The organism is Lacinutrix sp. MEBiC02595 (assembly GCF_053601555.1).
Window position 1 is genome coordinate 581,045 of record NZ_JBSHNU010000243.1, and the last position, 26,056, is coordinate 607,100.

At 32.7% G+C, this 26,056-nt stretch carries 28 protein-coding genes; 1 reads left to right on the forward strand and 27 read right to left on the reverse strand.

Translation table 11 applies throughout. The annotated features are described in order from the left end of the window. Positions 1 to 5 precede the first annotated feature (5 nt). The 25 genes from ACVCZW_RS16200 to ACVCZW_RS16320 form a co-directional block, all read right to left on the reverse strand. Positions 6 to 1,907, reverse strand: coding sequence for a transglutaminase-like domain-containing protein (locus ACVCZW_RS16200; protein ID WP_452232904.1), 1,902 nt, complete (start codon positions 1,905 to 1,907; stop codon positions 6 to 8). Further along, positions 1,904 to 2,509 carry a hypothetical protein gene (locus ACVCZW_RS16205; RefSeq protein ID WP_452232905.1) on the reverse strand — a complete coding sequence of 202 codons (606 nt, stop codon included), beginning with the start codon at positions 2,507 to 2,509 and terminating at the stop codon, positions 1,904 to 1,906. The genes ACVCZW_RS16200 and ACVCZW_RS16205 overlap by 4 nt, the downstream gene beginning before the upstream one ends. Beyond that, positions 2,490 to 3,107: a LolA family protein gene (locus ACVCZW_RS16210; protein ID WP_452230730.1), complete on the reverse strand. Its 618-nt coding sequence runs from the start codon at positions 3,105 to 3,107 to the stop codon at positions 2,490 to 2,492. Before ACVCZW_RS16210 ends, ACVCZW_RS16205 begins: the two co-directional genes overlap by 20 nt. Continuing rightward, on the reverse strand, positions 3,100 to 3,876 hold the full coding sequence (locus ACVCZW_RS16215) for a polysaccharide deacetylase family protein (protein ID WP_452232906.1): 777 nt from the start codon (positions 3,874 to 3,876) through the stop codon (positions 3,100 to 3,102). Before ACVCZW_RS16215 ends, ACVCZW_RS16210 begins: the two co-directional genes overlap by 8 nt. Next, positions 3,870 to 4,931 (reverse strand): beta-ketoacyl synthase N-terminal-like domain-containing protein, encoded by a 1,062-nt coding sequence (locus ACVCZW_RS16220; RefSeq protein WP_452232907.1) that lies wholly within the window; start codon positions 4,929 to 4,931, stop codon positions 3,870 to 3,872. Before ACVCZW_RS16220 ends, ACVCZW_RS16215 begins: the two co-directional genes overlap by 7 nt. 2 nt (positions 4,932 to 4,933) lie before the next feature. Then, positions 4,934 to 6,136, reverse strand: coding sequence for a beta-ketoacyl-[acyl-carrier-protein] synthase family protein (locus ACVCZW_RS16225; RefSeq protein WP_452230733.1), 1,203 nt, complete (start codon positions 6,134 to 6,136; stop codon positions 4,934 to 4,936). Positions 6,137 to 6,219: 83 nt separating this feature from the next. After that, positions 6,220 to 6,477, reverse strand: a complete 258-nt coding sequence (locus tag ACVCZW_RS16230; protein ID WP_452230734.1) for a phosphopantetheine-binding protein — start codon at positions 6,475 to 6,477, stop codon at positions 6,220 to 6,222. A gap of 1 nt (position 6,478) precedes the next feature. Beyond that, positions 6,479 to 7,099, reverse strand: a complete 621-nt coding sequence (locus ACVCZW_RS16235) for a 3-oxoacyl-ACP synthase (RefSeq protein WP_452230735.1) — start codon at positions 7,097 to 7,099, stop codon at positions 6,479 to 6,481. A 3-nt stretch (positions 7,100 to 7,102) separates the two neighbouring features. Beyond that, on the reverse strand, positions 7,103 to 8,164 hold the full coding sequence (locus ACVCZW_RS16240; protein ID WP_452230736.1) for a methyltransferase: 1,062 nt from the start codon (positions 8,162 to 8,164) through the stop codon (positions 7,103 to 7,105). Between the two features lie 2 nt (positions 8,165 to 8,166). Then, positions 8,167 to 9,312, reverse strand: a complete 1,146-nt coding sequence (locus tag ACVCZW_RS16245; protein ID WP_452232908.1) for a beta-ketoacyl-[acyl-carrier-protein] synthase family protein — start codon at positions 9,310 to 9,312, stop codon at positions 8,167 to 8,169. Next, the gene (locus tag ACVCZW_RS16250; RefSeq protein ID WP_452230738.1) at positions 9,305 to 9,742 is read right to left on the reverse strand and encodes an acyl-CoA thioesterase; all 438 of its coding nucleotides are present in this window, start codon (positions 9,740 to 9,742) and stop codon (positions 9,305 to 9,307) included. The genes ACVCZW_RS16245 and ACVCZW_RS16250 overlap by 8 nt, the downstream gene beginning before the upstream one ends. After that, positions 9,732 to 10,997: an ABC transporter permease gene (locus ACVCZW_RS16255; protein WP_452232909.1), complete on the reverse strand. Its 1,266-nt coding sequence runs from the start codon at positions 10,995 to 10,997 to the stop codon at positions 9,732 to 9,734. The genes ACVCZW_RS16250 and ACVCZW_RS16255 overlap by 11 nt, the downstream gene beginning before the upstream one ends. Beyond that, complete coding sequence (locus ACVCZW_RS16260; protein ID WP_452230740.1) at positions 10,990 to 11,733, reverse strand: ABC transporter ATP-binding protein; 744 nt, start codon at positions 11,731 to 11,733, stop codon at positions 10,990 to 10,992. Before ACVCZW_RS16260 ends, ACVCZW_RS16255 begins: the two co-directional genes overlap by 8 nt. Position 11,734: 1 nt before the next feature. After that, positions 11,735 to 12,730 (reverse strand): BtrH N-terminal domain-containing protein, encoded by a 996-nt coding sequence (locus ACVCZW_RS16265; RefSeq protein ID WP_452230741.1) that lies wholly within the window; start codon positions 12,728 to 12,730, stop codon positions 11,735 to 11,737. Then, entirely contained in the window at positions 12,720 to 13,127 is a 408-nt protein-coding gene (locus ACVCZW_RS16270) for a hypothetical protein (RefSeq protein WP_452230742.1), read from the reverse strand. Before ACVCZW_RS16270 ends, ACVCZW_RS16265 begins: the two co-directional genes overlap by 11 nt. 5 nt (positions 13,128 to 13,132) lie before the next feature. Next, the gene (locus ACVCZW_RS16275; RefSeq protein ID WP_452230743.1) at positions 13,133 to 13,597 is read right to left on the reverse strand and encodes an ABC transporter permease; all 465 of its coding nucleotides are present in this window, start codon (positions 13,595 to 13,597) and stop codon (positions 13,133 to 13,135) included. Continuing rightward, positions 13,597 to 14,019: a hypothetical protein gene (locus ACVCZW_RS16280; protein ID WP_452230744.1), complete on the reverse strand. Its 423-nt coding sequence runs from the start codon at positions 14,017 to 14,019 to the stop codon at positions 13,597 to 13,599. Before ACVCZW_RS16280 ends, ACVCZW_RS16275 begins: the two co-directional genes overlap by 1 nt. Beyond that, positions 14,020 to 15,153, reverse strand: a complete 1,134-nt coding sequence (locus ACVCZW_RS16285; RefSeq protein ID WP_452230745.1) for a beta-ketoacyl-ACP synthase III — start codon at positions 15,151 to 15,153, stop codon at positions 14,020 to 14,022. Positions 15,154 to 15,162: 9 nt separating this feature from the next. Continuing rightward, the gene (locus tag ACVCZW_RS16290; RefSeq protein ID WP_452230746.1) at positions 15,163 to 16,086 is read right to left on the reverse strand and encodes a dialkylrecorsinol condensing enzyme DarA; all 924 of its coding nucleotides are present in this window, start codon (positions 16,084 to 16,086) and stop codon (positions 15,163 to 15,165) included. A gap of 114 nt (positions 16,087 to 16,200) precedes the next feature. Continuing rightward, positions 16,201 to 17,091, reverse strand: coding sequence for an LpxL/LpxP family acyltransferase (locus tag ACVCZW_RS16295; RefSeq protein ID WP_452232910.1), 891 nt, complete (start codon positions 17,089 to 17,091; stop codon positions 16,201 to 16,203). A 20-nt stretch (positions 17,092 to 17,111) separates the two neighbouring features. Further along, on the reverse strand, positions 17,112 to 17,354 hold the full coding sequence (locus ACVCZW_RS16300; RefSeq protein WP_452230748.1) for a phosphopantetheine-binding protein: 243 nt from the start codon (positions 17,352 to 17,354) through the stop codon (positions 17,112 to 17,114). 6 nt (positions 17,355 to 17,360) lie between these two features. After that, positions 17,361 to 18,578 (reverse strand): beta-ketoacyl-[acyl-carrier-protein] synthase family protein, encoded by a 1,218-nt coding sequence (locus ACVCZW_RS16305; protein ID WP_452230749.1) that lies wholly within the window; start codon positions 18,576 to 18,578, stop codon positions 17,361 to 17,363. 17 nt (positions 18,579 to 18,595) lie between these two features. Then, positions 18,596 to 19,327: a 3-oxoacyl-ACP reductase FabG gene (gene fabG / locus ACVCZW_RS16310; RefSeq protein ID WP_452230750.1), complete on the reverse strand. Its 732-nt coding sequence runs from the start codon at positions 19,325 to 19,327 to the stop codon at positions 18,596 to 18,598. Between the two features lie 25 nt (positions 19,328 to 19,352). Then, the gene (locus ACVCZW_RS16315; RefSeq protein WP_452230751.1) at positions 19,353 to 20,480 is read right to left on the reverse strand and encodes a WG repeat-containing protein; all 1,128 of its coding nucleotides are present in this window, start codon (positions 20,478 to 20,480) and stop codon (positions 19,353 to 19,355) included. Between the two features lie 103 nt (positions 20,481 to 20,583). Then, positions 20,584 to 22,113, reverse strand: a complete 1,530-nt coding sequence (locus tag ACVCZW_RS16320; protein WP_452232911.1) for an HAL/PAL/TAL family ammonia-lyase — start codon at positions 22,111 to 22,113, stop codon at positions 20,584 to 20,586. Positions 22,114 to 22,224: 111 nt separating this feature from the next. On the opposite strand from ACVCZW_RS16320, the gene ACVCZW_RS16325 reads away from it, so the two are divergent. Next, complete coding sequence (locus ACVCZW_RS16325) at positions 22,225 to 23,475, forward strand: NAD(P)/FAD-dependent oxidoreductase (RefSeq protein WP_452232912.1); 1,251 nt, start codon at positions 22,225 to 22,227, stop codon at positions 23,473 to 23,475. A 30-nt stretch (positions 23,476 to 23,505) separates the two neighbouring features. Here ACVCZW_RS16325 and ACVCZW_RS16330 read toward each other — a convergent pair whose 3' ends face one another. After that, positions 23,506 to 25,212: a hypothetical protein gene (locus ACVCZW_RS16330; RefSeq protein WP_452232913.1), complete on the reverse strand. Its 1,707-nt coding sequence runs from the start codon at positions 25,210 to 25,212 to the stop codon at positions 23,506 to 23,508. A gap of 199 nt (positions 25,213 to 25,411) precedes the next feature. Further along, a complete protein-coding gene (locus ACVCZW_RS16335; protein WP_452230756.1) occupies positions 25,412 to 26,014 on the reverse strand; it encodes a hypothetical protein in 603 nt (200 codons plus the stop codon). Positions 26,015 to 26,056 lie beyond the last annotated feature (42 nt).

The following is a 26,056-nucleotide window of genomic DNA, read 5'->3' on the forward strand; positions in this document are numbered from 1 at the left end:
TTTAATTAAGACTTGGTTAGTATTATTTGTTCGTTATAAATAGCATTTAATTTAGTTATTGCAGCATTCCATGCTTCAAAATCATCTGTAGTAATCGTTGCTTTTTTTATTTCGAATTCCTTTTTGTAAACAATGTAATCGGATTCTTTTTCTAAAGAAACACTAATTTTAAAGTTATCGTTATCTACAGTAAAAGATGCTGGTAATGTAGAAACTGTGTAGGTTTCTGGGATTTTTAACCGCATTTCTGTAAGTACGTCTTTCTTGTACGAAAAATTGTAATTGGTTTGTCTTTCTTCAAAAGTATAGTTATCAAATTCTTTATAAAAGTCTAAATCAATATACATTTCATTGTCAAAAGAAGAAACGGCATTGTTGTGTTTTAAAGCATAGTTAACATCAATAGTTGCTTCTCTATTTTCTAGATTAGAGGTTTCTATATCACTAACCAAAACGTTTCTATTGTAACTGGCTAAATAATCTTTTAGTGCTTCCTGTTTTTTATTACTTTTTAAATTATTGAAATTGTATAAAAAGTCGGCTCTACTTTCTCCTTCATACGCTCTGGTAGCTAGGCCTTCAATTTCTTCATTTATAATAGTTGCATTAAATAAAAAAGACTCTTTGTTTCGGGTAGATGTGCTTGTTGGTACTTCTTCTAGCAAAAACGAATCGTTATCTTCTATCATACTTTGCTTGCCTTGAATTCTTTCGGCATATTCACCAAAGGCATTAAATTTTTCGGTAGGATCTAGAAATATTTTTTTTCCATCTTTAAATAAAGTACAAATCATGTGATTGTCTACAGCAAGAGATGGCGTACTGTAATTGTATGCAATTCGTTTGGTACCAATCCACGTTAATCGAGCATCAAAACCTGCAATAACGAGCATTTCTTTCGCTAGGTTAGCCATTCCTTTACAGTCACCATATCTTTTTTTAAGCACGTTTTCTGCAGTTTCTGGTTTAAAACCGGCAATACCATCTTCAAAAGCAATATATCTAATATTGTCTTGTACCCAATAGTAGATGTTTTTAATTTTTTCTTCGTCTGTTGTAGCGTCTTTAGTTAGTTCTGCAACTTTTTGATTTAGTAACTCGCTTTCGTGACTAATATCTTTAGTTAAAGATTTATACCAGGTATATAAGTCTTTGGTTTCGTTAAAAAGCGTTTGTTTTTCGCCTTTAGAAGTAAAATCTTTAGCTAGTAATAGTATATGCGGATAAATGTAACTTGGTCCAGGAGAGCCTTTTTCATCATAATATGCATCTAAATTCGATACTTTATAGGTGATGATTCTTTTATCTCCTTCTTGTTTTTCGGTTTTCTGAATGTCGAAATTTTCAAAATTATTTTCAAATAAATCGACGTTTAGCCATTCCGGAATTTCAATGACAATCTTTCTGCTTAAACTAGGATATTCGCTAGTAAAATAAATACTTGTAAAGTACTTGATGTCTTTGGTGTGTTTTATCGATTCGAAAAAATAGGTGTAGCCTTGTGTTGGGAAATCCACATTAGCGAACTTTACACGAGCGTCATTATGAAATAAATCGTTGTCTGTATAGGAAACATCTTTGCTAAGAATACGTGCTTCTTTTTTATTGCGATAATAGAATTGAAATTTTTCAATTTTGGATTCACCATCATAAAACACGGGTTTTTGAATATCAGATCGATAATTGATATTCATTAAGTGTTCCGTAGTATAATTATTTACAGCAACTTTATTGTCTTCGATAGAGAAAGTAACTAGGTTATCACTTTCTAATAAAACAATATCTTCTTCTTCATAAATAGCTCTTAGTTCTTTTGCTTTGGAAATATCTTCTGGCGTTGGATCAATTTTTTTCTGACAATAACCAATAAACGGAAGCAGCAAAATGATTAAAAATATTTTTTTCATTTTGTAATAGATTTGAGGTTGATTTTTAGCTTAATATTAGAGTGAATGATCTCTATATGTTGTGCAATATTATCCTTTAAATCGGTAAACAGAAATCTTACTTTTTCTTTATGGCTATTGGCTCTAATGATTTTAGTGATTTCTGGGGATTCAAAGTAGTAGTAGGTTTTATTGTCTAAACTTGTTTTTTTTATGGTTTCATTAGTAATGGTGTAGGTTTTTTCAGCTATTAAATGCTCCGTAATTAAAACTTTGAAATCTTTTTTTAATACGTTGATTAGTATTTTTTTATTAAGATCATCTAGAATATAATTTACGGTAAAGGTGTCTTTATTAAAGGTGAAATCCAAAAGCTTGTTTCCCATTTCTGTGGTAAAAACAATTCTGTGGTGTTGTTCGCCTATTTTTTTTACAATAAAAATCCCGCCAAAAGAATTTTCATACACTTCTATATTGGCTTTGTAAATATAATCTTGATTGGGATTAGCAAAATATGGATTAATAATATTGCTAGTTATAGCAGCTGCTTCGAAGTTGTTCTTTTTAGGAAACGATGCACAGCCAATAAAGATAAAGCATATACTAATTAGTAAATATCGCATTATCTAATGTTTGGTTTAATACTTTATTGCTGAATACGATTCTTGTATAATCTTGTGAAGGTTCTACCATTTTTACTTCTATTACATCTCCTTTTGTATTGAATGTAATATGAAATGCTTGAATGTATTTTGCGAATTTTTTGTCTTTCGGACTAAAATAAACCAAGCTGTTTTGGTCTTTACGGAAGTATGTTATGCTAAACTCATTTTCATCAAACATATCGCCTTTTACGCTGCTTATAATAAGTTTGTTTAATTGTTTAAACATTTTATTACTGCCAATATCCACATTGCTTTTATTGCCTTCGTCGTTAATATAAAGGGTTTCGTTTTTAAATAAAACCGAGTATTTAAACGGATCTAGATATTCCCATTTTACTAAATCTGGCGCTTGAAACGCTAATTTTCCAGAGGTTTCAATATCGTTATCCAAAAAATCTAAATGTTTGTATTGTACAAAATCACTAGAAATGGTTTTGGTTGTATTTGCTAATGCTTTTACTTTTGTTTTTAAAGCTGCAGCTTCTGTGGTATCCATTGGTGTTTGTGCGTGCGCAGCAAAAACAGTGAAGAATAATATATATACTAGCTTACGCATAGGCTTTTATTTGGAATAAGTTGTCTATTGTAACAGACGTTATTTTTTGTTGTTGTAAAAATAACAATAACTGTTCCAAAACAGCAATAGTTTTGTCGCTAGTATCGTGTAATAGAATAACATCGCCCTTTTTAAGGTTTTTGGTTACTCTTTTTAATATTGTTTTTTCACTTAAATTTCTAGTGTCTAGCGAACGTTTATTCCACCCAATAGAATGTAATTTAATAATTTGTAAAGCACGTTTTATTCGCGGATTTGTAACGCCAAAAGTTGGTCTGTATAGTAATGCTTCTAAACCTATTTGTTGTTTAATGATGTTGTTGGTTTGTTGTAATTCTGAAACGATTTCTTCCACCGAAAAAAAGCCAAACTTAGTACTATGGGAATAGGTGTGGTTACCAATAGTATGTCCTTGTTCTACAATGCTTTTGAAGGTTTCCGGATGCATTTCTATTTCTTTCCCAATACAGAAAAAAGTAGCTTTCGCATTGTAGGTATTAAGAAGCGCTAAAACTTTTGGTGTGAATTCAGGATTTGGGCCGTCATCAAAAGTAATTGCGATTTGGTTTTTAGATGTTTTCGGATTGGAATTTAAGGACGTATAGTGATAGTTCCAACCAACAAAAGAAGAACCTGCAACGGTAATTAAAAACCAAGCAAACAGGAATAAAATAATAAACCAAAACGAAAAACTATAAAAGCTGTAAGCAAGTAACAAACCAATTAAAAGAAGGCTTGAGATAATATTTACAGATTTAAAATTTAGCATTGTTTAAGTAACGTGAAACTATGATTTTCTCCACGATACTGGTTGTATAATAAGATAGTTTTAATAGAAGTTGTTGCTTTATCATTGCGTTTCACAACTTCTGGAAGTGTTTGTGTTTTTAATACTTTTGAAGCTAACCAAAATCCAAAAGAAGATGCGGTGTTAAACTCACCACATAAATGCTTGTAGTAACCTTGTTGTGTGTTTTTAAAACCTTCCGATAAAGTAGTATAAAAAGAATCAAACTCTATATCGCCATTGTTTCCAAGAACTAAAAGATCTATAGCTTCTATATTAAGGTTGTTTTCCTGTAAAAAACGAGAAGCTTCCTGTAAAAGTTCAGCTTCCGCTAAAGTATTATAAGTTTGTATGGCAACAAGTTCTCCGTAAGAAGATGCTTGTTTTTCGTTAGAAAGTACAAAGAAATTTGCACCTTCACCAAAAACAGCGCCTTTCGTTTTAGATTCTAATAGTTGGGAAACTTTTACGTTTTCCTGTTTTACTAGATGAACTGCTTTTTGAATTTCTGTGGTATGTTCCCCTAATTCATCGACACCACCAACTAATATGTTTTTTTCTTCGTCTAATTCTAATTGCAATTTTGCGTCTAACAAAGTAGATTCAAAAGAATTACTAGAATGCACGTAGGTGAAATTATAGCCTTTACATTGTAACTCTAAAGCTATTTGTCCGCCAACGGTATTGTGTGTAGATTGTATAAAGGAAGTAGGCGTAAGGTATTGCTCGTCATTATCTATAATAGCACTTACAAATTTTTCAGAATCGCGTACGCAACCCATTCCGGTACCGGTAATAATGGCATCTACATTGTCTAAACCAGATTCTTGTACTGCTATTTTGGAAGCTACAACTCCCATTTTAATTCCTTTTGCCATGCGTCTTGCAGCAGCTGGTGGAATATAATCTTTGTAATTCGGATTTATCGCAGGAATTACATTGGCTTCGTAATCTTCAATTTCTGTTAAAAAGGAAGCGTTATCCAATGTTTTTTGAGCAGATATGGAAGCGATACTATTTATATAAACGGTCTTCATAATTATTGCTCTTTTGAAAATATTACAGTAGAACAATTTCCTCCAAAACCAAAAGAGTTAGACATCACAGATTGCAATGGCTTTTCTTTTAATTCTAATTGTGGTGTAATACTAAATTCCTTCATCTGTGTTTTAAAATTCAGATTTGGGTAAATGATATTGTTTTGCAATGCTAAAACGGAATATACCGCTTCAATTGCTCCAGCAGCAGCCAAGGTATGTCCGGTATATGCTTTGGTAGAACTAAAATCTGGAACGTTTTCACCAAAGACTCTTATAATGGCTCTTCCTTCGGATAAATCATTATTTCCAGTTGCAGTTCCATGTGCATTTACATAATCGATATCTTCGGCTTTGTAACCCGCAATATCTAATGCTTTTTGCATGGCTAGTGTTGCACCATCGCCATTTTCTGAAGATGCAGTTTGGTGATATGCATCATTGGCATTACCATACCCTTTTACGTAAGCAAGCACTTTTTTGTTTTCTGCTTGTACTACTTTGTCGGATTCTAAAACTAAAAAAGCAGCGGCTTCACCAAGATTTAAACCTTTTCGGTTTTCATCAAAAGGTGTGCTATACGTATCCGATAAGATCATCAAGGTTTTAAAACCGTTAATGGTGAATTTAGATAAGCAATCTGCTCCACCAACAATCACACGATCTAGTTGACCAGATTTTATTAATCGAGCGCCTAGCATTATGGAATTTGCTGCCGAAGAACATGCCGTACTTATTGTGGTAACTAGGCTTTTTTCTATACCTAATTGTTCTGCTATTTTTTGAGTAGAATCTCCAGCATGATGTGCTGAAATATATTTCTGAGTGCTTTTATCTTCTAAATATTCATAATAATAACGCTCTGTCATGTCCATGCCACCAACGCTTGTTGCCGAAATTAAACCTGTTTTGTATGCGTTAATATCTGTGATACCAGCATCTTGTATCGCTTGTTTTGCAGCTACGACGCCAAGTAATGCGGTTCTTGAATAATTATTATCTGAAGGTAAACCAAGTTGTTGTTCTAATGCTTCATTAGTAAAATCAATCTCACCAACCATAATATCATTGACATGATTGGTTTTAATTTTAGAAACACGAGAGATTCCTTTTTTACCATGTATAAGCGATTGGTAGTTTTCTGCAACATTGTTTCCAATGGCAGAAATAATTCCCATTCCTGTTATAGCAACTCCTTTACTCATATTTACTTCCTGTGAAAACAGGGTTTTTTAGATTTCAGACCTGCCAGGTTTTTAAAACCTGGCAGGTCTCTTTTTTAAGTTTGTTACTTAGATCTGTGTTCTGTAATATAAGCAGCCATGGTGTTAATAGACTCAAAAATAGAACGTCCTTCTTTTGGGTCTGTTAATTTAATACCATAACTTTTATCTAACATTACAATTAGCTCTAATGCATCAATAGAGTCTAAACCTAAACCATCACCAAAAAGCATATCATCATCTGCGATGTCTGCAATAGTCATGTCTTCTAAGTTTAATTGCTCAATAAGGTTTTCTTTTAATTCTTGTTTTAATGCCTCCATACTATGTATTATATAATTTTATTATGTCTTTTTTACTATGTGTTATTGTGCCTTCTGTAGCCACTAAATATAAAAATGCTTCGTAGTTGTCTTCGCCATCAAATTCTACCCAGCCACAAAGTACTTGATCTGCTTTGTTGCTGGATAATAAACTATTGGCATACGTTAACAAATGTGTTGCGTTAAAGTTTTCAAAGATAAAAAAACTATTTTCAGAATACAGCTTATATTTTATACTTATCTCACCAATACAAATATTTGGTAATGTATATACAAAAACCGCAGGACTAGGAAAGTAGCTTTCTTTGTTTTGAATAGATTCTTGGTGTTTTCTGTCGGTATCTAAACTAGATGCTTTGTTAGAAAACACGATGGCAATGTTGTTTTCTTCTTCAGAAGAGAGGTTTTCGTTTTTTAATAGAATATCGGCAGTTAAAAAAGCAAGTTTACTCAAATTATCCATTTTAAAAAATTTTGGATATTTCGTGTTCTGGTCTTTGTAAGCAGCTTTTATAAAAGGAGAAAACGATTCCTCTTCGTCTTTATATACCACAGAACCGTTTAAAGAAACTTGATTGTTCTTTATACTGCAATAGGATTTTATGTGGTAATTGGTATTCATCTATTATGCTTTGCTAAAAGTAAACATCGTGTGATATTCACCAATTTCAACATCTTCGTTAAGTTGTAAACCAGCTTCTTCTGCTATTTCTTTAAATTCTGTTGCTTTGTACATTTTAGAATTCCCATTTGCAATTACGGTAAAGTAAAGCGATGTCGCTTCTAAAATAAATTTAGCATTATCAAATTTCTGTCTGTCGGTAAAGGTTTCTATGATGATTAATTCTGAGTTTTCATTCATAGAATTCACACAAGTTTTAAGCACTTTTAGGATTTCTTCTTTAGAAAAACAATCTAAAAACTGACTCATCCAAATCGTTTCCGCATCACTTGGTATTGTTGGGTTGTCAGACAGCCAATCTATTTCATGACCTTTTACTCGGTCTTCAAAACCTGCTTTTTTAACATTCGCTTTCGCTTTGTTTAATTGTCCAGGAAGATCAATCATTGTTATGTTTACATCGCTATTGTAAGTACAACATTTTACGGTGAATTTCCCTGTATTTGCCCCGATATCAAATATTTTCTTACGGTCTTTTTTAAATAAAAGACCTAAAGCTTCTGTAAAGATGTCATCCGAATAATGATGGTCAAAGTCAAACCAAGATTTTTGTTGTAAAGGTGTAAGTTGTGATAAGCCTTCGTAAACCGTTGGCCAATCTCCAAGTTCTTTTAAACCCGTTGGTTCTCCTGTTTTTATAGCTTCGTCTAAATGAAATAAACCTTTATAACAAACCTCATTCGTGAAATTAATATTTACGTTAACCGTTTCGTTATATGCTAAAAAGTAACCAATAGTAGTAAGTTCAAAATGTGCTGTTTCGTTTTTGGAAACAATGTTTGAACTTTCAGCAATTTCTAATAATACACCAACACCATAGGTGCTAAGTTTTAATTCTTCAGCAATTGCTTCTAAAGTGATTCCTCCTTTTTTTCTTTTCTCGAAAATAAGATCGAAAATACCAAGTTTTCTTAAAGATACTGTTGCTTGAAATACAAAAGGAGCCATTGCTATTTTTTGTGCTTCTTGAATTGCGTCTATAGCTTTTATAGATGGGTTTGACATATTTATTTAGTTTTTTGAAATAATATTGCTGTATTACAACCTCCAAATCCGGAAGCCGTTTTTAAGAATCTATGACTGTTTTTTTTAGTTGTTTCTGTGATTACGTTAATTGGTTTAGTAACTCCGGAAGTCTCAAAACCTAACGATTTATACAACGTGTTATTTTTTAAGGAATGCATTCCAACAATGGTTTCTACCAATCCGGAAGCACCTAAACTATGTCCGAAATAGCCTTTTAAACTATGTAAAGGAACACTGCTTAAGTCCATTCTGCTAAACGCAATGGCTTCCATTTCATCGTTGAACATGGTTGCTGTTCCGTGTGCTGAAATAAAATCGACATCTTCTGCTGTAATATTTGCTTGCTTAAATGCAGATTGCATGCTTCGGTATAGACCTTCACCTGTTCTGGAAGGACCAGAAATATGGTTTGCATCATTACAAGAACCTTCGCCTAAAATAGTAACGGATTCTTCCGCTAGATTATTAGGGTTATTAGTAACTAAAACACTTGCTGCAACTTCCCCGATATTTATTCCTGTTCTATTAACGTCATAAGGTTTACAGGGTTCGCTGCTTAAAGCTTGAAAAGAATTAAATCCAGATAAAATAAACTCTGTAATGACGTCTCCACTGGTGATAAATACGTGGTCGTAAGTGCCTTGTTGTATATATCTTTTTGCAATTGCAACGGCTAGAATTCCAGAAACACAAGCATTAGAAACAACAATTGCGTCGTTTTTAAAATGGAAAAAATCTTTGATTTGATTACCAAGCTCACTTAAGTACGCTCTGTCTTTATGAAAAGGATTGTTTGTATCTAAAGCATCTACGTTTCCTTTTGTAGTAGAAATAATTAGTCCTACACGATCATTAATTTCTATGTTTGAAGCATCTATGACGTTACTTAAAGAAGTAATCATCATTTGTTCTAAACGCGTATAATCGGCTTTCGGATTTAGGGTATTAAATTTTTCTTGTAAAGCTTCCGTAGGAATTAAAGAAGTATAAAAAGGTTCTGGTAATATCGATTTGTCATCTATACGTTGTAAACCGGAAACCTCATTGCTAATGTTAGCAACAACCGCTTCACTAGTAAAACCTAGTGACGAAATAATATTGTTATGTGAAACGTACACTTTACTCATCTAGTAAGCCTACGGTTTTTTTCCATTCCATAAAAAATTCTGGAATAGCTAATGATAAATCTCCTTCACCAATTTTATCTACAAATACCTGAACGGTTTCTCCTGTGCATACTAATTGCTCTTTTTGGTTATAAATTTCATAACGAAAAACCATTTTAGCAGCAGGACTATCTATATAGATTGTTTTTATGGTTGCAACGTCACCATAGCGTAAAGGTAATTTGTGGTCTGTACTTGATTTTACAATTGGTGTTGCGTATCCATACTCTTTTTGGTCGAGGTAAGAAATACCATGTTTTCTGCCAAAAGATTCACGCCCATCTTCGAAATACTGAATATAATTTCCATGCCAAACAATACCCAACGGATCTGTTTCTACAAAGCGTACACGTACTTGATTGGTATGTTCTACGAGTTTATTAGACTGCATTTTTCTTTTCATTATAAACAATAGCGATTAGCGTGGTTACTATAAAAAATACAAATAGTAAACCTATTTCTGGTAAAATTTCTACAAGACCGGAATTTCGTAAAAATACGTCGTAAAATGCATTTAATCCCCAATTCATTGGAGAAATATTAGATAAAGTTTGCATAAACTTAGGCATAATAAATACAGGAACCCAAACACCACCAAGTGCCGCTAAAATAACAACAAACGTAGCGCCAAAAGGAGCAGATTGTTCTTGTGTTTTTGCAACGGTACCAAGTAATAGACCTAAACCAATTGCTGCTAAACCTGAAAATATAGCAACAACAAAAAGTAGGGGTAAGCGTCCTGAAATATCCAACGTTGGTAAGCCCATTATTGGGAAAAGATACACGCCAATGGCAAGCATTAACATAAACTGGATAATACAAACACAGAGATAGACCAATGTTTTTCCTCCTAAAACCGTGGCATAAGAAACTGGATTTGTACGTAAGCGCACAAAAGTACCTTGACTTTTTTCTTTAACTATATTGATAGACAAAGGCACGATTATAAAGAAAATGGCAAATAATGTCCAAGCAGGAACGTTGTGTTGTACCGAGTTTGGTTTTATTTCTTCATCATTCTTTATTGGTAAAATTTCTTTAAAGCTGATAAAATTATCGGTTTCAAAAATAGCTTCTGAAGGATCATCTGTTATTTGTTGCTGAAAGGCTTTATAGATAGACTGTGTTTCAATTTTTGAAATCATTTTATCTATTCCGTTTTTAACCGAAGACTTAAAAGTAAGCTGTGTTGCAGGGTCAAAATAGAGTTTTACTTCTTTTTTTGGAATAGGAAGGATTTCGGTTTCGCCTTCTTCATCTAAACCAAATTTAGAAAGAATACCATCTACGTTTTGCGTTACTTTTTTATTTAAATCGGAAGAAAGATTTTCTGGAATAATGATCGCAAGTTGATACTTTCCCGAAAAAACCAAGTCCTTAGCAACGGTTTCATTCTCTTTTACAATAACTTGAAAAGTGTTAGAATTTGCTAATCCATCTTGTATCGTTTGCGAAACGGTACCTTTGTCATTGTCTACAATTAAAACAGGGATTTTAGCATCGCTAATTGTTTTAAACGTGCTGTCTTGAATGATGGTTATGGTAATAATAAGTACTAATGGCATTACAAATAATACCACGAGACCTCCAAAATCTTTAATTAGAAGTAAATACTCTTTATATGCCGAAGCCCAAAGTTTACGCATGATCTCTTAAGGCTTTTCCTGTTAAACTTAAAAATACATCTTCTAGATTATGAGCACCTTTATGGTTACTTATTAGCGTTTCTGGTTTTCCTGTTATTATCAGTTTCCCATGATCTATTATAGCAACTCTGGTGCAAAAAGATTCGGCCTCATTTAAATGATGCGAAGTATAAATTATGGTAGTTCCTTTTTTGTTTAAACCTTGAAGAAACTGTATGATTACATTTTTAGATTGTACATCTACACCAACGGTTGGTTCGTCTAAGAATAAAATTTTTGGTTCGTGCAAAATACTTGCAATAAGATTTATACGACGTTTCATTCCTCCAGAAAAAGTTTCTATTTTTTTATTGGCAAATTGTGATAGCCCTAATATTTGTAAATACTCTGCTATTTTTTTATTTAAATCCTTTCCATGTAAACCATACATGCTTCCAAAATATTTTAGGTTTTCGTTGGCGGTAAGCGTAGGGTAAAGTGCGTACTCTTGCGGTACAATACCTATACGTTGTTTTAGTTCGTTTTTATTGGCTTGATAGGTTAAACCGTTAATAGTAAAAGTACCGGAAGTTGGTTTTATTAAGGAACATAATATAGAAATTAAGGTCGTTTTTCCTGCTCCATTTGGACCAAGAAGACCGAATATTTCCTTTTCTTCAATAAACAAATCTAAATCGACTAACGAAAAATTTTCGGCAGTCTTATATTTTTTAGATATGTGTTCAATACGGATCATATTAAATAGCTTTTTTTAAAGCTTTAAAAAACACTTCTTCTTTGTCTGCAATAGCTTCTAACTGTGAAGCTACTTCGTTATAACCATCTGCTTTTGCTCCTCTATTTTTATAAATTCGGGAAGCATCTACAGCAAAATCACGCCATAAATCACCAATTTGTGTCATTTCTTTAGAAAGATCTGCTAGTTTAGGATTGTTTAATATTTTGCTAGACTCTTGTAAAAATGCTGCAAAAATATATCGGAAACCTCCGCCTCCAGTTCCTATTTCTTCTTGCATTCTTACTATTTGCCCTAAATAATGATTTGCTTTTTTAACGCCTAGTTTTTTAGGCCATTTTCTTATTTGCTTTGCAGTAAAACGAATTCCTTTAACACCAAGAACAGGCATTGGAGCTAACATATCTCTGCAGGTATGTTTAATTCCTTTTAGTATTGCTTTTTCTAAATCAAGTTCTTTTGGGAAATTTGTTGGGTAATAAATATGCCCTTTTGGTGGTAAAGCGCCTTTCGCAAATCTTACTTTTTCAAGTTCTTTATCTGTTAAAGTGGTTACCGTTTCCATAACCGGATCACTTATTAAATAGGTGTCTTCCGTTTTTCCGTAAACGACTAAATTGTGTGCGTTAAAATGAAAACGATATTCGTCTGGAAAATATGTTAAGTTGTAAACACCAACTTGTAAACCAACCGGATTATTATTGTTTAGGTTTTCATCTAAAACAGCTTTCGCTTTTATAGGATCTTTAAATTTTTCTCGTTTTATTTTAATACCAACACGTTTCGCAAATCGTTTAAAAATAAAACCAGGCATTGCTCTGTATGTAATTGCAGGAGCATGATTTACTTTTAAAAATGGAATATAACAAAACAGCAATCCAGAACCAATACCAAAAACCATTGGCTCACTAACATTAAAGCCATGATGTTTCATTAAATTAGAAACCACACCATTTTCGCAATGCGCAGATTGATGATGTGTAAAGTTAATTTGCATGTTGTAGGTTTTTAAGTTGGTCTATGGTAATTTCAAAAACATCTGCATATTTTTGAAGGATTTTATTGGATAATTTATTAAATACATTGGGTTTAAAATGACGTTTTACGCGCCATTGCCAAAGGCCAACATAGCTTGCTAAAATTGGAAGATCCATTTTATGAAATTCCATATAATATTCTATCGGACTGGTTTGGTTGTTTTGGACTCTTTTTTTAGCGTCGGCAACTCGTTGATTAATATCGTCAATCGCATTGTCTAAAGCAATGGTTTTAGGATCCCAACCGGTTGTGTGTGCAGTTGTATATTCTCCGTTTTCATCTACAGCATAGCATAATTCTCTAAAATTTGCGGACTCTAAATTACTTTTATCCTGAGGTACTTCGCTTTTTTTCATGACCTTTAATTTTTAGGTATTTCCTGAATAAACAAATTCATTTCACAAGATAATAATTCTTTGTTTGAAGTAGCAATAGTGCACTCTAAAGTACAAATGCTATAATGATTGGCGTCAAACCTAGATTTTAAATTTGCATTCGATATTATGATCTCTCCAATGGAAGGAGACGCAAATATGGATACTTTTTTTATAGCGGAAATAAAACCGATAAGCTTTGTTCCTTCTCCTTCTAGATCATCTTCTTCAAAGTAGCTTTTACCAACAATAGAAGAGCAAGTCTGCGCTGCGTTTTCAATGAGACCTAATTCATTAAACCGCATGTCTTCATCTACAAAAATGCAATCTTCTTTTATTTCAAACGAAGTGGTTACGTGTTCATCATCAATAGATATTACATGGTCTACCATTAAAAATGGCGTACGATGTGGTAAAAATTTTGTGATATCTAGTGACTGAAACTTATTCATTAGCTAGCAATAACGGTTTTCATTTGTGCAAAGGCAATTTCCTCTTTATCTTGATTAAAGGCTTTAACTTCTACCATTGTTACTCCCATAAACTCATGAAGTATGGTTGCTTCGGTTGTAATGGTTTCATTAAGTTTTGGAAGCTTCTGTACTTCTACTTTTTTTATAGAACCAATATAACCTGTTGGTGCTTGTTCTCCTTTTAAAAAGAAGTCGTAACCAGTGTGTAAGGCAACGGTTTGTGCTAAGTTTTCTATCAAGCCAGATTCTAAAAAATAATTATCTTTTACAAAAAGGTTGGTGTCTAAAATAGTGAAACTAGACACAATTTTATCTGCAGTGAAATCCAACAAAGTATCTACCATTACAAATGGTGTTTTTTGCGGAATTAAATGCGAAATATCTGTTATTGGTAAACCCATTTAGCAAACAGTTAAAAGTGCATAAGCATAAGCAAAACGAGCACTCTCTGGAACAGAAAGTAATATTTTGTCTCCTTTTTTAAGTTTTCCAGAACTTGCTAATTCTTCTAACATGATGTAGATAGAACCTGCTCCTACATTACCTACTTTGCTTAAGTTCATAAACCAGTTTTCCCAAGGTATTTCAACACCTTGCGCTACCATTTCTTTATATAAACTGTCTTTAAAGTAATACGAAGAAACGTGTGGTAAATAGTAATCTATATCTTCTGGTTTTAGGTCGTGTTTTGCAATAGCCATTTTTAAGCTATCCACACCTTTTACTAGTATGTTTTCACTTAGAAGTTTGACATCTTGCTTCATGGCAAATAATGATTTTTTACTCCATTGGTCGGAAGGATATTCACTCCAAGGTTTTAAAAACCCATCTTCTAATTTGTCACTTCCTGCATACATACACGCTTCAATTTCATGTGCATATGAGTAGCCTTCCATCCATTCAATTTTTAAAGGGTGGTTTCCTTTTGGTTCGCTTTCTAGTAAAAAAGCACCAGCACCATCGGATAGCATCCAACGCAAAAAGTCTTTATTAAAGGCTAATATTGGGTTGTCTTCTAATGTTTCTAAGTGTTTTACTTCTTCTTCAAAAGTATCTGACATCATCCAAGAAGAGGTACGTTCCGATCCTGTACAAACCGCATTTTTAGTTTCCCCAGATTTTACAGACATGTATCCATACTTAAGGGCATTCATCCCCGAAACACAAGCACCAGAAGGCGAATTAATTTCCAAGTTTCCGTTTTTTAGAAAACCATGAACCATTGCTGCGTGTGATGGTAAAATTTGATCTGGACTCGAGGTACCACAAGAAAGTAACTCAATATCTTCTGCTTTAAAATCTGCATCACATAAGGCAACTATTGCTTCTTTTGTAAGTTGTGCGTTATTGTGTGTGATATTGCCATTATCATCAATAGCATAATATCTGGTTTTAATTTTATTGTTACGCAAAACAATACGTCTTCCTTTTGAAGTCTTACCGTTTATGGTACCTAATTTTTCTTCCATCTCGTCATTTGAAATTGGACGATTTGGTAAAAATTTTGAAATTTTGTTGATGTAAACTTCCTTCATATTAATGCCTTACTCTATATAATTTACAGACGAATAGTATAATTTGTCTTTTTTTATTTTATGTATTGATAACACATAAGTCAACAAAAATAAGATAAAAACAATTGGTGCAAGAATCCAAATAGCAAATAATAAGTAATAAGTAAAAAATTTAACCCAAAAACTACGTTTCGGACTATTTTTATCGCCTTTAGATTGAATTAATTTGGACCATTTAGAAAAAATAACGTTTGCTCGGCTATCTGTAACTACTAAAAAGGGCTTAATTAGAATTGCACCTTGTTTTAAAAGGTTGTCTTGTAAATTGTTGAAATTGTTTTCTTTTAAATGTTTTAATATAATTGGACCAAACTTGACAGCTTCATCGATATCTTTTTGCGAAACTCCTGGTTTAGGAAAAATACCAAGATATTTTTCTTTTTTTCCAGACATTAACCACTTTTCAATGGTAATAACGCTTATGTGATTGATATGACGGTCTACCAAAGCAATATTACCAACTAGATTGGCTTCTAATGCTTTTAGTTTTTTCTTCATTTTTTCCTGCGCCATAATCCACATGTTTCGACAAGCAATCACTGTAATTACTGGTGTGTTTTTGAAGATTTGTTTTGCTTCTGGTGTGCTTAAAAAGGAATTTATAGGAATAGATGGTGTTAAGTACCACACTTGATATCCTAAAATAATGAGATCGTATTTTTTGTTAAGAATATCTAATGAAATTGGTTTTACTTTTTCTGGGACTTGTTGAAAGGTCTCTGGAAAAGCACCATAAAACGCATCTGCTTTCCACGGAAAAGGGAAAGGAGTTTCCATTTTTATATCGTGATAATCTATTTGTATAGCATCATTGGCTAAAGGAGAAACTATATTCTTTACAATTTCTGTTAATTGTCCAGATTGAGAATAGTGTATAACTAAAACGTTTTTCAAAAGATAGATTTTTTGGTAATTTCGGAATAAAAGTCTAGATATAGAAGTTTCGCTCTTTGTAAATAATAGAACTTATTAACTTTTACGAAAGGTGTAATAAAAATGGAGGTATTCTTAGTTTTTTTTATCGAAAGCCCCCCAAAAATCAAAATAGTTAAACCATTGTAAAGGATATTTGTTCAGCATCCAAGAAACACTTTCTGTATATTCTTTTAAAAGTGCTTGTGCATCTCTATGTTTTGCTTCTGCTTTTCTAGTAAATAGATGGTAATGCTTGTTGGTTTCTTTCATTACATACACAAAAAGTACAGGAACTTTTAAACGGGAAGCTAGCATAAATGGGCCGGCAGGAAATTTTGCTACTTGGTCTAATAAGTCTTGTGTTAGGTGTTTGGATCCTGTTATGTATCTGTCTCCTGTAATGACAACAAGTTCATTTCTTGTAAGTGCCGCATTAATTTCGAAAATATGACCTAAATCTTCTTGTATTAGAATAATCTTTACTTTCGGTTTATCGGTTACGCTTTCTAGGTATGCTTTAATATTAGAATGTTCGGCATCTGTAGTTAAAATACTTATGGAAGTATTTTCTTCAAGCTCACCAAAAAAGTGTTCGGCAATTTCAAAATTACCAACATGGGCACTGATTAAAATGCCTCCTTTTTTTTGTTTTAAAGCTTTGTCAATAAGTTCGAATCCATCAAAATGATAGGTGAATTTATTTCGTAAACCCGAAGATATCGCTATTTTATCTATAATGGTTTGCCCAAAAACATAATAGCTTTTATAGATATTTATAAAGCTTTTAAGTTTAGAGTTTTTACGTCTTTCCCGAAAATAATAGTAACTAGCTTTTGTGCTATCTTTAGAGAAGAAGCAAAAGTAAAGCGCAACAAAATGTAGAATGAAGTATGCAGAACCAATTCCGAATGTCTTCATACAAAATACAAAAATCTTGTATCCAAAAACAGTTCCTCTGGACTTTCCTTGCCATTCAGCAGCCATAAATATTTAAAGTAAAGTGTTTAGTCTAATTTTTTTTCAATTAGATCATAGAAATCTTGAAGGGATTCTACATTCACAAAATCTTCTCCAACTAATTTTACGCTGAAGTTAGACTCTACTGCAACCACAAGGTCAACAAAGTCTAAACTATCTAATTCTAGAGTGTCTTTTAAGTTTGCTTCAGGTGCTATATCATCTGATTCCACTTCAAATTCATCTATAAGAAAGTCGTTTATTTTTTCAATAATAACTTCTTTAGTCATTCTGTATTATAATTTTTTTATTATTAATGCTGAGTTTGTTCCGCCAAATCCAAACGAATTCGACAAAAATACATCAAATTTTTTATCTAGCGTTTTACTTACTAGATTTAATTTTTTAGCATCCTCGTCTGGGTCTTCTAAATTAATGTTTGGTGCAATAAAATTATTTTGCATCATTAACATAGAATATACAACTTCACTAGCTCCAGCCATCCAGCATTCATGTCCTGTCATGGATTTTGTAGAACTTACATAAGGGCCATTTTCTCCAAAAACTTTAACAATAGCCTTCGCTTCATTAGTGTCTCCTACAGGAGTGGAGGTTGCATGCGCATTAACGTAATCTATTTCTGATGGTTTTAAATTAGATTGTGCAATTGCTTTTGCCATTGCTCGTGATGGTCCGTCTACGTTTGGTGTAGAAATGTGCTCGCCATTGGACGAGAAACCATAACCAATAATTTCGGCTAAAATTGGTGCTCCACGTTTTACAGCAGATTCATAGCTTTCTACAACTAGGGTTGCTGCGCCACCACTTGGTACTAAACCATCTCTGTTTTTATCGAAAGGTCTAGATGCTTTTTCAGGATTTTCTAGGTTCATGGCAAAAACACCAAGTCCATCAAAACTTCCCATGGCATATTTATTTATTTCTTGCGCTCCTCCGCAAATAATGCAATCTTGTAAGCCACTTCTTATTAATTGGAAAGCCATACCAATGGCATGAGATCCACTAGCACAAGCTGCACTTATGGTGAAATTTACACCAGTAAGACTAAAAAGAGTAGAGAGGTTCATGGTTACTGTAGAGTTCATCGCTTGAAAAATAGCGCCAGAACCAACAAGTGTGGTATCTTTTTTTTCTCTAATTTTATCTACAGAGTCTACAATAGCCTTTGCTGTGCTATCGTTACCATACAGAATACCTACTTCGTTTGCTTTTAAAAAATCGATATCTATTTTAGCATTTTCTAAAGCTTCGGTCGTTGCAACATATGCGTATGCACCTTCGTCACCTAGGCTAATGCGCTCTCTTCTTGTAAGTTGTTTTTTTAGGTTTGGTTTTTCTACCATTCCTGTTAATGGAGAACGATAACCAAAATCTTTTCGTTCTTGGTCATAGACAATCCCAGACTTTCCATTGTATAATGAATTCTTTACTTCTTCCAGATTTTTTCCTATGCAGGAATAAATACCCATTCCTGTTATAACAACACGTTTCATACTAACTGTAAGATTATTTAAGAGTAAATTCCTCCATTAATATTTATTACTTCACCAGTAATATAAGAAGACTTTTTGGAAACTAAAAAAGAAACTAAATCTGCGACTTCTTGTGCTTCACCAAAACGATTTGCGGGAATCATTTTTTTAAGTTCTTTTTCATCTAATGCTGCCGTCATATCCGAATTTATAAATCCGGGAGCTACAGCATTTACAGTTATTTTACGTTTGGCAACTTCTTGGGCTAGTGCTTTTGTAGCAGCAATAATTGCTCCTTTTGCAGCAGAATAATTGGTTTGCCCTGGCGTTCCTTTTACACCAGAAACCGATGCTATGTTTACAATACGACCATAACGGTTTCTAAGCATTTTTTGAATAGCATAATTGGTAACGTTGAAGAACCCATTTAAAGAGGTGTTGATTACGCTTTGCCAATCTTCTTTTGGCATCCACATAAATAAACCATCTTTGGTGATACCTGCATTATTAACAACTACTTCTATTAAAGCATCTGGGTTTGCTTCTTGCCAAGCATCTAATTTAGATTTTACTTGTTCAGCATCTGTTACATTAAAACCTATGATTTCTCCAGTATTTCCTGCTGCTAGCACTGCTTTTAAAGTGTCTTTTGCAGCTTCTTCATTACTGTTATAATTTATTAATATATGATAGTCTGTATCTATTGCTAGTTGTGAGCAAATGGCTTTACCAATTCCTCTGGAACCACCTGTTATTAGGGCACATTTCATTCGTAAGTCTTTTAGATTTGGGGTGTTAATTAAATAATTCTAGTTGTTTAAATTCCATGTTTTTTAATACTTCACCTTTCGTATTAATTAAAACCCATAGTTTTTTGTCTTTCACTCGAGCTAAACCGTTTATAAAACCTTTTTCGGCATTCTTTTTAAAGAGTGCGAAACCTCCAGCTGTAATAACATATTTGTCCGTAATCACTTGTTCTCCGGAAGTATTTATAAATCCCCAAAGTTTATCGATTTTTATAGGAGCTAATCCGTCTTTACTAAAAATTTCTGCATCTCTATATTGTAATGGAATAACTACTTTTCCCGTAGTATCAATATATCCCCATTTTTTGTCTTTAGAAACAGGAGCAAGGCCATTTACAAAAGCTCTTACTTTATCATAAGTTGGTTCAATAATCCACTCTCCATTTTTATTAATGAAACCAATTTTGTCATTTTTCTTAGCGTAAGTAATGTCTCCATTTACAGAGAAATCCCAAATTTTTTGTGCGCCAGGAACTTCTTTAAATTGTCCATTAATAATTAAACCGTGAGTTTCTCCTTTTGTTGCAGTAACATTTCCGTTGTAAAATTTGCTAACGCCATCATATTCCGTTTTTACAAAATACTTTCCAGTTTTGTCTATCAATCCCCATTTTTCACCTTCTCTTACTTTAGCATAACCATTTTCAAAATCGAAAGCTTTGTTAAATTTAGGTTCAATAACTACGGTGCCAGAAGTGTTTATAAAACCAACATTATCTTCATGTCTAATTTGTGCTAGACCTTCTTCAAAATCGTAAATTTTATCTGTAGTAACATCGGTTAATACTTTTTCACCTTTTGTATTTATATAAAACCATTCTTTGTCTTTTAAAACAATTGCGATACCAGAGTTGAATGCCTTGGTTTTATCGAAAGCAGGTTGTATTGCCCATTCTCCTTTTCGGTTGATAAATCCCCATTGTTTTTTATCATTCATAGCTTCCGCTAAATCTTCAGAAAAGTTTTTAGCTACTTTGAATTTAGGTTGAATTTGCCAATCTCCTGTTTTAGTAATGTAGCCAAATTTGCCGTCTTGATTAGCAAGTGCTAGTTCTTGAGCAAAAGTTATTGCACTTAAAAAGAGTAATACGATTAATAGCGATTTCGTTTTCATGTGTTTAAATTTAATGGTTAATATTTATTACAAGAATCATGTATACACTTCTTTGGTTAGGGAAATGTTTTGTTTAAAATACTATTGTAATAATAAATTATTTTTATGCTTTATTGTTAATGATATAATCTTTAACAAGGTTAACATAAGGATACATAGTAACGTCTTCTGTAAATATAGGAACTATTTCTCTTATCTCATCATACAATTTTTTAGTTTTTGAGGAGACTTTGTCTTGAACTTTTAAATATTCAATAGCTTGAATTACAGTGATTAATTCTATTGCCATAACTTCAAATGCATTTTCAATAACTTTTTTGGTTATTAATGCTGCATTGGTTCCCATGCTTACAATATCTTGGTTATCGTTATTGTTAGGAATAGAATGTACATACATTGGGTTGGACAATGTTTGGTTTTCGGCAGTTGTAGAAGTTGCTGTAAATTGGACACCTTGCATACCGAAATTCAATCCTAATTTACCAAGATTTACAAAGGCAGGAAGTATATTATTTAAACTAGGATTTAATAAATAGTTTAATTGTCTTTCTGCAAGCATGCTCATTTTAGTAACTACTATTTTAAGCTTATCCATTTCTAGAGAAACATAATCACCATGAAAGTTTCCTCCGTGATATACGTGCTTCTTTTCTACATTTACAATTGGATTATCATTTGCAGAGTTTACTTCTTCTATTAAAATATTTTCTACACTACTTAAAGTGTCTAAAACCGGACCTAAAATTTGTGGTACACAACGTAAAGAATAATATTCTTGTACTTTATCTTGAAAAACAGAAACATCATCATTATTTGCTTCGTACAAATGATGCTCTCTTTTTCTAGTAAGTTTGCTGTCTGTTAAATGCTCACGCATACTTTTAGCAATATTTTGTTGTCCTTTATGTTTTTTGGAATTGTTTAATTCTTCCGATAAATGATCGTCATATGCTTCTACAATTTCATTAATTGCTGCAGAGCAAGAAATCATCCAGTTTAACAAGCGTCTGGTGTACATGGTGTTTACAATACCAATTCCTGTCATTACAGAAGTACCATTCATTAGGGCTAAACCTTCGCGAAGTTCTACAGAGATAGGTTTAAGGTTTTCCTTTTCAAAAACAATTGCAGTTTCTAATCTTTCTCCTTTATAAAATACTTCTCCTTCACCAATTAAAACTAATGCTAAATGCGCAAGTTGCACTAAATCTCCACTAGCACCAACGCCACCATGTTCGTAAATTAAAGGAGTAATGTCTCTGTTTATAAGTTCTGACATTAACTCAATTACAGATTTATGTACGCCGGAGTTACCTAAAGATAAGGTGTTTAGTCTAGCAAGCATAGCTGCTTTTACATACTGAGGTGCAATTGGATTTCCTGTTCCAGATGCATGACTACGAATTAAATTGTATTGTAATTGAATACGCTCTGAATCTTTAATTTTGTATTGTGCCATTGGTCCGAAACCAGTGTTTACACCATAAATTACTTTGTTTTCTGAGAATTTTTTCAGAAAATCAAAGCTTTCTTCTACTGTTTCAAAAACAGAATCCGCTACCTTAATTTTACTGTTTTCTATTATAATTTTGTAAAAATCTTCTAATCCTAGTTTTCCGTTAAATGTTAGCATCTATATGTTTTATTCTGACTATTTTTAATAAATATTTTAATAACTAAAAGTAAAGTAGTTATTTTTGTGTGCGCTAATTTAATATAATTAAGATAAAATACTATAATGATTATGAATGAAATACATGTGGATGTTTTAATTATAGGAGCTGGACCTTCTGGTTGCGTTGCTGCTTCTTACTTACACAACCAAGGAAAGCAGGTCAAAGTAGTGGAAAAGAGTGTCTTTCCAAGGTTTGTGATAGGAGAGAGCTTACTACCAAGATGTATGGATCATTTTGAAGAAGTTGGTCTTTTAGATGTTTTGAAAGATTTCGGATTTGAAAAAAAACATGGTGCTCGGTTTTTAAGAGAGGATGTGGTTTGTAATTTTGATTTTAGTAAAAAGCATACCGAAGGATGGGATTGGACTTGGCAAGTGCCTCGTGCAGATTTTGATAATATTCTTGCAACCGAATTAGTAAATAGAGGCGTAGATATTGCTTTTAATAATGAAGTGGTAGATGTTGTGTTTGATACAGATGGCACTTCTATTACTAATATAAAAGATGAAAATGGTACTACATATAAAGTACACGCAAAACACATTATAGATTCTAGTGGTTATGGTCGCGTTTTACCAAGAATACTTGGATTAGATAAACCGTCCTCGATACCAGAACATTCTTCGATTTTTACACATGTAAAAGATTTAAAAAGACCAGAAGGAGAAGAAGGAACCATTATTACTTTTGACGTTTTAGATAAAGACACTTGGTTTTGGGTGATCCCTTTTTCTAATGGAGATACTAGTATTGGTTTTGTTGGTTTAACCGATTTTATCGATTCTTTTGAAGGAGATACTGCCGAAAGAATGCAGAAAATGCTGAAGCATTCTAAATATTACCACAAGCGTTTTGAAGGATTAGATTTTAAATTTCCGCCGGTTACTATTAAAAATTATGCTAAATCAGTAACGCAACTTTATGGAAAAGGCTATGCTTTAACAGGAAATAGTGCAGAGTTTTTAGATCCTGTTTTTTCTTCAGGAGTGACTTTTGCAACAGAATCTGCCTTAAAAGCAGCAAAACTTATAACGAAAGAGTTGAATGGCGAAACGGTAGATTGGGAAACAGATTACACCGGTTATATTATGAAAGGTGTAAATGTATTTTCAACCTATGTAAAAGAATGGTACACAGGAAACTTGCAAACCTTGTTTTTTCATAGACCAGAAAATCCAGATATTAAAAAACAAATTTGTGCGGTACTTGCGGGATATGTTTGGGATGATACCAATCCTTTTGTAAGAAAACACGATAGACTAGTTAAAAATCTAGCTTATTTAATAGATATGGAAGTAAAAGAAAAAGCGAACCTTTAGGTTCGCTTTTTGCTTTTCATTAGAGAAGACTTATTTAATTTCAACTTTAATTAAAACGTCTTCTTTTTTCTTTTTATAAAACTCAATTACAAATTGGTTGTCCGCAGTTTTAATAACTCTGTTGTTGCTAAATTGAAAAACCTCTAGCTTATTTGTTACATTTCTTGTGTCTAGAATATTGTCTTTAGAAACGGCTCCTGTAGCATCATTAATCTTATATGCTGTTAAGTAACCACCTTTGCCATCGGTATGCGTTGCGGGTACTTCATAAAGTGAAAGATCTATGTTTTTTACATTGTCTAAGAAAATTAAATAGTGATTCCCTTTGGTAAACAGATAAGAATAAGACATTCCTCCTTGATAAATTTTACTAGTATCATAAATACTACCAAACATTTTAGGAGATCCACTTTGCCTTTTTGGAAGTTTTTTCATCCAAGCTAATTTACTAGAAGTATCTATTTTAGCAACAAGCATATCTTTATAGTGGAAGGTGTAAGATTCGCCGCCACCTCCATATTGATTAAAATTATGGTGCACTTGAACATAGGTTTGTTCTCCAATTAATAAAAGACTACCATCTGGATTAATAATTAGATCTTTTAAAAGTAAATCGACAAATTCTGCTTTGTCTTTCTTATCTTTTTTCTCCATTTTTTTTTTGCCTCTTTTGCCTAAATATTGGCCAATTATTTCCGCTGGAATTTCATAAGTGTTTTGATCTACAATAGTGCCTTCTTTGGAAAGCTTAAAAGTAAATAGGCCATCGGCATTTCCTCTTTTTAAATCTTTTCCTCTATGTGATTTTTCGGAACCACTTATTAGTTTGCTGTAAAAACCTGCACAAACCATTAAGTCATTATCCAATTCAAAAAGAGAAATACCATTAATAAATTTATCCTCTAAATTCATTTTCGATTTTTGAATTTCAGAATTGTTTTCCGAAAAAGCCAACATTTCAATATGGTAATTACTTTTATCTCTCTTTTTGTCATCATTACTATCATCATGAAATACGCGTACTACCATATATCCTTTTCCTCTAGAATCTACAGCATAATCTAAGATGTCCATTTTTCTTTCGGTATAAGGCATTTTATAGTCTTCAGACCATAACTTCTCTAATGCCGAGTTGAATACGTTAACGCCTATAATATCATAACTCTTGGTGTCTCTTTTTACTGTAGGTTTGCGTCTGTACTGAATCAAAATTTTAGAAGCATCTTTAGATGTTAAGAAACTAAATTTATTGACAATACCACTACCAAAGAAAGAACCAGAATTCGTGTAGCTTCGTTTTGGCGAACCAGCTAATTTACCATGAACAGTAATCAGGTTTTTTGCTTCACCAATAAACGCTCCAGTGCTAAAATTAATTTCTCTGTAGTATAAACGTTCTTGTTTGGTTTTTTTGCCAGACCAAGAAGAGTAAAAGAAATAGTATTTGTCTTGTAGCTCTAGCATGCCTTCAACTACATAGTTGTCTGGGAAGTCTTTATATTTTTTTTCTGAAATAAGGTTTAAACCTTCTACTCCAAATTTTTGAATTACGAGCTGTTTTTTCCAAGGTTTTACCGAAAGAATTTCATTGCCTTTATTGAAATAATATTTTACGGGAGCATCATAAACTGGATAAGGAGCACTTACATTAAAATTATAATCAGGTGATATTTCATTTTGAGCGTTCGCAGCAAAAACATAAAAACAAAGACAAAGAAGCAGGTATATCTTTTTCATAAGGATATTTATAGGTTAACTCTTACAAACATAACCAAATATTTATCATCTTCAAAAAGATAGTTTTAAAGGAAGAATTTAGTCAGTTGGTTTATAAAAGTATTGGTTAATGAGAGTATTTCATGAACGGTTAAGATTGGTGCTAAAAGAAAAAGCGAACCTATTGGTTCGCTTTTTAAATACTAAAAACAGCTATATACTATTTTGTGTTCTTATAAAGGTGTTTAGCAAATGCTCTACCAAAAATGATGTAAGCATCGGCAATTCGTTGACCAGAATTAAAATCGTAACCACCTTTTCCTTGACCTTCTATTTTTGTATAATCTACAGAGAATATAACATCCGATGGGCTATCTGTTTTATAAACCGATAAAGTAAGCTCTAATTTAGAATTTTTTCTAACGACACCAACATTGTATCCAGGGTACATGAAGGTAGTATGGATTTTCATTGTGTATTCAGCACCTATATCTTTACCAACTTTAACCATGCCATCTTTAATTCTATCGTTAAAGGTTTCAATAAAATTTGGCTCATAAAACTCTTCTCTATCTGAAAACCAAGATGCTTTAAATTTCTCTCCAGTACCTGCTTCTTTTTCCTCGCGTTTCGCCATTTTATCTTTTAAAAATGCTTCTTCGCTATCGTACTTAGGGATTTCAAGGTTTGAATAATCAAATTCTACATTGTATGCAGTGATGCCTTTAAGGCTTTCCCAATCGCCTTTTTGAACGTTTGCTTTTTGCGCCAAAAGTGCTGTAGAACATAATAATACTAAAATAAGAGATAATTGTTTTTTCATTTTTATGAATTTAGATTCCCGCTAAAATAACGAATATTATGC